The organism is Desulfosarcina sp., assembly GCF_046496365.1.
In the GTDB taxonomy this organism is placed as follows: Bacteria; Desulfobacterota; Desulfobacteria; order Desulfobacterales; family Desulfosarcinaceae; genus Desulfosarcina.
The window spans coordinates 1-7,039 of the sequence record NZ_JAWOHB010000203.1; the positions used below are offsets into that span (position 1 = coordinate 1).

6 protein-coding genes are annotated in these 7,039 nt (G+C 55.4%); 1 reads left to right on the top strand and 5 read right to left on the bottom strand.

The window, feature by feature from the left end; translation table 11 throughout:
* Positions 1 to 135: 135 nt before the first annotated feature.
* A complete protein-coding gene (locus R6V78_RS19355) occupies positions 136 to 303 on the top strand; it encodes a hypothetical protein (RefSeq protein WP_410291033.1) in 168 nt (55 codons plus the stop codon).
* 36 nt (positions 304 to 339) lie between these two features.
* Here the strand turns inward: R6V78_RS19355 and R6V78_RS19360 are convergent, their stop codons facing one another.
* From R6V78_RS19360 to R6V78_RS19380, 5 genes are all read right to left on the bottom strand, one after another.
* A complete protein-coding gene (locus tag R6V78_RS19360; RefSeq protein WP_410291034.1) occupies positions 340 to 1,140 on the bottom strand; it encodes an inositol monophosphatase family protein in 801 nt (266 codons plus the stop codon).
* 136 nt (positions 1,141 to 1,276) lie between these two features.
* Positions 1,277 to 1,459 carry an FmdB family zinc ribbon protein gene (locus R6V78_RS19365; RefSeq protein ID WP_410291035.1) on the bottom strand — a complete coding sequence of 61 codons (183 nt, stop codon included), beginning with the start codon at positions 1,457 to 1,459 and terminating at the stop codon, positions 1,277 to 1,279.
* A 204-nt stretch (positions 1,460 to 1,663) separates the two neighbouring features.
* Positions 1,664 to 3,106: a DegQ family serine endoprotease gene (locus tag R6V78_RS19370; RefSeq protein WP_410291036.1), complete on the bottom strand. Its 1,443-nt coding sequence runs from the start codon at positions 3,104 to 3,106 to the stop codon at positions 1,664 to 1,666.
* Between the two features lie 137 nt (positions 3,107 to 3,243).
* The gene (locus R6V78_RS19375; protein ID WP_410291037.1) at positions 3,244 to 5,598 is read right to left on the bottom strand and encodes an ATP-binding protein; all 2,355 of its coding nucleotides are present in this window, start codon (positions 5,596 to 5,598) and stop codon (positions 3,244 to 3,246) included.
* Between the two features lie 94 nt (positions 5,599 to 5,692).
* Positions 5,693 to 7,039, bottom strand: a 1,347-nt coding sequence (locus tag R6V78_RS19380) for an ATP-binding protein (RefSeq protein WP_410291038.1), incomplete at its 5' end; no start/stop codon positions are given.

Sequence of the window (7,039 nt, forward strand, 5' to 3'; positions counted from 1 at the left end):
GGATCTTTCTGGATATCTTCCCTGGCCCGGCCCACTGGACCCGGTTTTTATAATAAAGGGTTCAGATATGGAAAAATAAGCCGATATGCAAGCAAGAATACCTTGGGGTGAAAGGGAGAAGACCAGCGACACGCCATGAAGACCCAATTGCTGATGGTCATCGCGTTTTTATTTTTTCTTGCCTGGAGAAGGGCCGCTGACAGCCTGCTCCTGTTCTGCGCCCTGTCTGCCGCCGGCCTTTGCGTGTGTGTGCTCATTCACCGCACGGAAAACCATATCGCCATCGACGATGAGCGGCAGTAGGTTACCGGCGGCAGGGGGCGATCGCATCGGTTCGGATCAGGAACATCTTTCCAGGCAGGCCACAACCGTCTGGCAATTTGCGGGGGTGGTTACCAGCAGGTGCTCCTCAATTCGCTCGCCGTTCAAATAGTCGTTCAGATAAAACTTGTCGCCACTGGCTTTATACAACCGCCCACCGGCTGCCTCCACAATCATCCGTGTGGCTGCCAGGTCCTGAAAGGATTCATTGGCAGTGATCGCAGCGTCTGCCCGCCCCATGGCCACGTAGCACATGTGCGCACCGGTACAGCCCAGATTCCTGACCTTTCCGGGAAACCGCGACGCGTAGTGTCTGTGGAATCTCGAAAAGGTGAACATCAGGCTTTCATTGTCGATGGTTCGATCGTCAGGCATGTAGATGCGCCGATCGCCCCAGAACGCATCGCTTCCCGCCCGGGCATGGAACAGGTCACCGGTTGCCGGCATAAAAAATGCGCCGAACACCGGCCAGAAATTTTCCAGCAGCGCCAGCGACATTCCCCAGATAGGGATGCCGGCCTGGTAGTTGTCCACCCCGTCAATGGGGTCGAAGATCCACAGGTAGCGACGATTGTCATGGGTATAGGCCGTGTCCAGCCTTCTGCTGCTGAACATGCGGTGATCGGGATAGCGATCGTCCAACGCGTTCTGGAAGCGTTTACTGATCTGTAATTCCGCCGTGGTAACCAAGCCCTCATCGAATTTGGCTGACCCCCCTGCCTTGCCGAAGCTGTCCATCGCCGTTTGACCGGCACTGCGAAGGGCTTCGACTGCAAAGGCCGTCAAGGCTTCGATACCATGGATTTGACCTTGCGCCATATCACCCCCTGGGAATTTAAAGGCACCGTCGCCTGGCGAAAAAAAGGGTAAAACAGATGGGCATCATATGCACAACAGGTGGGAATTAAATACGCATCGCTCCTGATCTTTCCGGCAGGAAAGCAGGCGATGCCGGTTATTTTTTCGACGAGGCATAACCGTCCGCATACCATCCGCCGCCTTTGAGTTCAAAACTGCAGGCCGACAGTATTTTTCGGGCCTTTGCGTTGCATTTGGGGCACTCGACCGTTTGGGTATCCATCCTCACCAACGCTTCGGTAACATGTCCGCATTTGCACTGAAATTCGTAAACCGGCATCAATTTTTCCTTTCCAGGTCGGGGCATCCGGGCCAAGCGGTTTGATGGCAGGCAAGGCCCATTTTTCAGCCAACTTAGTTCCGTTTTAATGCCATGTCAAGACCCGATCATGACCGTTTTTAAGAGCTGCCGATACCCAATTAGAATCGGCGGGTCCGGAGCGCCATTCCGAATCCGCCGACGTCATTTGAGGACCTAGGATGCCTATTTACGCTGAATTTTAACCACCACGTATCCAGCATTGGGTCGTTTGATCAGCAGTTGAATGGTTTCACCGTCCTGGTTCTTCTTGATCAACCGGATAAAATCATTGGTGTCTTTGACGACGGTGCGATTGACCTCCTTGACAATATCTCCGGGCCGTACGTCCGCTTCCCGGGCCAGGCTGCCGTCTTTTACATCGGTTACCAGAACACCGGTCTCTTTGGCGTCAAGGCCGAAGCGGCGGGCAATGTCGGAATCGAGATCCGTCACCTCGATGCCCAGTTCGTCGGTATCCTGACTGGGTGTGGCGACAGTTTTTGCATTTTCGTCACGCTTTGCCAGCGTTACCGTCAGTGATTTTTGCCTGCCATCCCGTATCAGCTCCACTTTCGTCTGATGTCCCACGGGGGTATTGGCAATCATGGCGGACAGCTCCCGGCCGGTTGACACGGGTTTTCCGTCAACAGACAAAATGACGTCATTGACCTTTATTCCGGCCTTGTCCGCCGGATCACCTTCAAATACCTGGGTCACCAGCACACCCTTTTCCGCCTTCAGGCCATAGTAGTCGGCCAGTTCCGGGGTCAGGTCCTGGATCCCCACCCCCAGCCAACCTCGGGTGACCTCTCCCTTGTCCTTGAGTTGGTCAATGATCCCTTTGGCCAGGTTGATCGGGATGGCAAAACCGATGCCTTGGCCGCTGGCGATGATGGCCGTGTTGATGCCCACCACCTTTCCATCCAAGTTGAGCAAAGGACCGCCGCTGTTGCCGGGGTTGATGGAGGCATCGGTCTGTATGAAGTCATCGTAGGGTCCTGAACCGATAATTCGCCCCTTGGCGCTCACAATGCCGGCCGTGACCGTCTGCTCCAGCCCGAAGGGGCTGCCGATGGCCACGACCCAGGTACCCACCTTCAGCGCCTCGGAATCCCCCAGGTCAAGGGGTTTAAGGCCGCTGACGCCCTCGATACGGATCAGGGCCAGGTCCGTATTGGGGTCCCGACCGACCAGTTCCGCGTCAAACTCCTTGTTGTCGGCCATGATCACTTTGATCTGATCGGCATCCTCGATCACATGGTTGTTGGTAACGATGTAGCCGTCGTCATCGATAAGAAATCCCGAGCCCAGGCTGCGCTGCTTAAAATCGCGCTGCGGGCCGTCTCCCTGGAACGGTCCGAAGAATTCATCAAAAGGATTGCGCTTGCCGCCATGGGGATTGCCGAAAAAATGCCGGAAAACCGGACTGCCGCCCTTGATGATTTTCACGGTGCGGATGTTGACCACACCTGGTTTGGCTGCCTCGGCGAGCTCGCTGAAGCTTTCCGGTGCGGAAAATGCGTACACGCGGTCAACCGCCGGTGCCGCAGCCCATAGAAATGCCGTCAAACCGGCAATCAGAAACAGGGCCATCAACTGGGGGAACGAAGGTTTGGATTTAAGCATTGCCAATCTCCTCAATTATACGATATTCAGTTAGTGGCGGGCCGACAATCAGGCAGCCGCCATTCGTTCGGTCAGACAATATCTCCGCAAGGTTACCCTAGGATGACTCCCAGATTACCAAATGATAATTTTTGGTGTCAGGTGCGCTTTCCGTCTCCTAGCGGGGTGTTCCTTTCCTTTGCCGCCAGTTGTTCCTGCAGGGCCAAACCGATCTGCTCCAAACGGTAGGGCTTCCGAATGTAACGGCCGGCGCCCAGTCGCTGGGTTTCCAGCACACGCTCCGATTCAGAAAAGCCGCTGGCGATAATGGCTTTCTGGCCTGGGGAGACGGCCAGAATCTGCCGATAGGTTTCGAGGCCATCCATTTCCGGCGTCAAGATCATATCCAGCACCAGGATATCCACCGGCATCTTGCGGACAAATCGAACGGCTTCCTGACCACTGGCAACCGTATTGACCCGGTAATCGAGCCGTTTGAGCATGAATGCAGCCAGGTCACGCTGCTCCTTGATGTCATCCACCACGAGCACCGATTCCCCGGCACCCCGGTAGCGATCCAGGGGCAGCGCCTCAGCCTCCTGTTCCACGTCCTGCCGGGTGATGGGCAGATAGAGATCAAACACGGTTCCCTGGTCCTGGATGCTGCGGGCATCGATGAACCCGCGGTGGTCTTTGACGGTACCCCAGACCACCGCCATGCCCAGACCGCTGCCGCTGCGGCCCATTTTCTTTTTGGTATAAAACGGCTCAAAGATCCGCTCCAGATCCGAGGCGGCAATTCCGATGCCGGTGTCGGCCACCCTCAGGCGTACATATTCGCCTTCGGGAACCGTTTCGAATCCGAGCAGTGGACGATCCAGATAGCAGTTCCGGGTGCTTATCGTGATCTGGCCACCTTCCGGCATGGCTTCGGCAGCATTGGTGACCAGGTTCATGATGGTTTTACCCAGATGGACCGGGGATCCGACAATGTTTAACACCGTCGGCGCCAGATCCGCACCAATGGCTACCTGGGGGTGCGCCGATTTCAGGCTGGCCAGTTCTGGACTGTCCAGATAATCCTGAACCACACGGTTTATGGCGATGGCATCGGTAACGGAGACCCCTCGCCGCGCCAGGTTGAGCATGTCCTGAACAATGATAGCCGCTTTTTCACCGGATTTTTTGATGGTTTCCACGATCTTGCGCATTTTGCTGCCTTCGGGAATCTCCATCAAAAGCAGTTCCGGGTAGCCCACCAGTCCCGAAAGGATGTTGTTCAGATCGTGGGCCACGCCGCCGGCAAGGGTGCCGATGGCCTCCATTTTGCGCGACCGCTGGAGCCGCGCCTCCATCTCCTTCAAGGCCGTGATGTCCGTGGCTACCCGAAGTTGGACAATACGCTCATCCTCCCATACGATAGCCCGTGCATAGTTGATATACCAGCGACCGTTGACCGGATTTTTTTCTTCCCAGGAACAGCCATCCCCGGGCCGGCCGTTTTCGTCCAGCAGGAGGTGATTTCTGCACTGGTGGCAGGGTGTGTCCCGGCCCAGAATCACATGGTGGCACGTCTGCCCCACGATGGCGCTGCCGTAGGTCTGCTTCATATGGCGATTGGCCAGCAAAATAATGCGGGTTTCCATGTCCGACACATGGATGTCCGTATCGATGCTGTCAAGGATGGATTCGAGCTGCACGTGGCTGGCCCGCACGCGTGCTTCGGCCTGTTTTCTCTCCAGGACCTCTTTATGAAGATCCCGGTTGATTTGCTGCAGCGCGGCGGTGCGCGATTCGACCCGTTTTTCCAGGCTTCGGTTGATGTCGTCAGTTTTGCTTTTCTCTTTTTCAAGCAGGTGATTCAGAAAAAAGTTTTTGCGCTGCTGACTTTCGATGGAGTAGCAAATCAGCATTCCCAGCAGATTGATCCCTAAAAAATGCGCACCGAATATCAACTGAATAACACCCGAGGCGTCCATCTGCCACATCATGGCCGCCTGATACCCGCCGACCACGAACAGACCGGCAACGGATGCAGTAATGAAACGGGCGTGGATGAACGTATATCCGAAAAAAACGCAGAAAATGATTCCCACCCCGTAAAAATAGGATTCGGGTGCAGGCGTGATCACAACCATGGCCACGTAGGCAAACCCGGTAACCATGATGTAAAAGGCGTTGATGGGCTGCCACAACCGCCGGTAGGCATCGGAATAGGAAAAGACCATGCCCACCAGAAAAACCGGACACACCAGGGCGTAGCGAATGAACCACAAGTGAAATTTCTGTTGCGGAAACACATAGGCGTCGAGAACGCCAAATATGCTGAAAAACAGGATTGCGTATAACTTGCACCGCCGCAAGTGATCCAGGGAATTGGAGAAATAGGCCTCTCGAAAGCGTGGCTCCAGAGGCCGGTGCTTTCCGGTATAGGCCAGGGTCAGGGGGTGAAGACTGACCCGAAGCGTGCTGGCGGAAATGACGGCGTCAACGTTGTTCTGGATTAAATGCATGCTTCACCGTGGGCGTTCGCTGAACAATTCAGTGGTCGGGTGAAAGGAAGAACGCGGGTTAAAGGCGTGGATGAATTCAGTTTAACCTATCATTTCATTGAGCCTGCATCCTGGGCAGCCGGAAAGTAAAAACACTTCCTTGTCCGGGTGTGCTCTCGATGTCGATTTCGCCTTGATGGGCATGGGCAACGGCCCTTGCCAGGCTCAGCCCCAATCCTGAACCACTGGTCGCCCGGCTCTGATCGCATCGAAAGAAGCGGTCGAAAACTTTCGGCAGATCGTGCTCATGGATGCCGACACCGCTGTCTTTAATGGATACGTTGATTGTTTGGGTACCTTCCATATCACGAAACCCGCGAATGTCAATCCTTCCCGGCGCCGGTGTGTAGTTGATCGCATTGTCCACCAGATTGGCAATCGCCCGTTGGAGCATTCTCAGGTCGCCTTCCACCATCAGGGCATCGGAGGCGTCGCAGGTCAGCACAAGCCCTTTATCTTCAGCCAGAGGGGCAAAAAGGGCCGCCGCGCCGCGGATCACATCTGCCATGTCCACCGGCCTCAGGTCAACGCTTCCGACACCGGCATCGGTTTTGGAGATCATCAACATGGTGTTGATCATGTCCAGAAGCCGATCGCACTCTTCAATGGTGCTGCCGGCCAGCGTCAGATCATCCCCGGCGCTAAACGTACCGGACAAGCTCATTTCAGCCATCCCGCGAATCCGCGCCAGCGGGCTTTTAAGATCATGGGCGATGTTATCGCTCATTTCACGTATGCCTGACACCAGTTTTTCGATGCGATCCAGCATCTGGTTGAAGGTCACCGCCAGGCGGTCTATCTCCTCATGGTGTGCCATCACCGGCACACGCCGGCCAAGGTCGGATTCGGATATCTGCCTGGCCGTGCGGGTGATCGCTTCGACACCCGAAAGCGCCCGCCTGGCCATAAACCATCCCACCAGGACCGCGGTCAGAATCAGGGCGGACATGGTGATGAGAAAGATCTTCTTGAAAATGGCAATAAAGGCTGTGTCGCTTTCCATGGAGTAGCCCAGCTGAGCCACCACGCCTTTGCCGATAATGCCGTAGGCGATGCGCACCCGGTCCGGCCGACCGGAAATGGTCAGGGTTTCATAGACCCGCCGGCGGCCTTCAACCAGCTGGCCGACGGCATTGCGGTTGATTCCGATCTCCTGCCAGTAGGACATGTTGGATGAAGAAAAAGCCACACCACTGGCATACAGCAGTCGGAAAAAAATCTTTTTTTCACCAGCGGCCTGGGATTCGATCACTGCAGCGCTCTTGACTTCCTCAAGACCCTGAAGGTTGTAAATAGCCTCGAATTCAGATATCTTCTCGGAAAGGCGACTGTCCAGACGCTGTCTAAGGTTGTTGGTAATCAACACATAGAAAAAAAGAAACGCCACACATGATGATAAGGC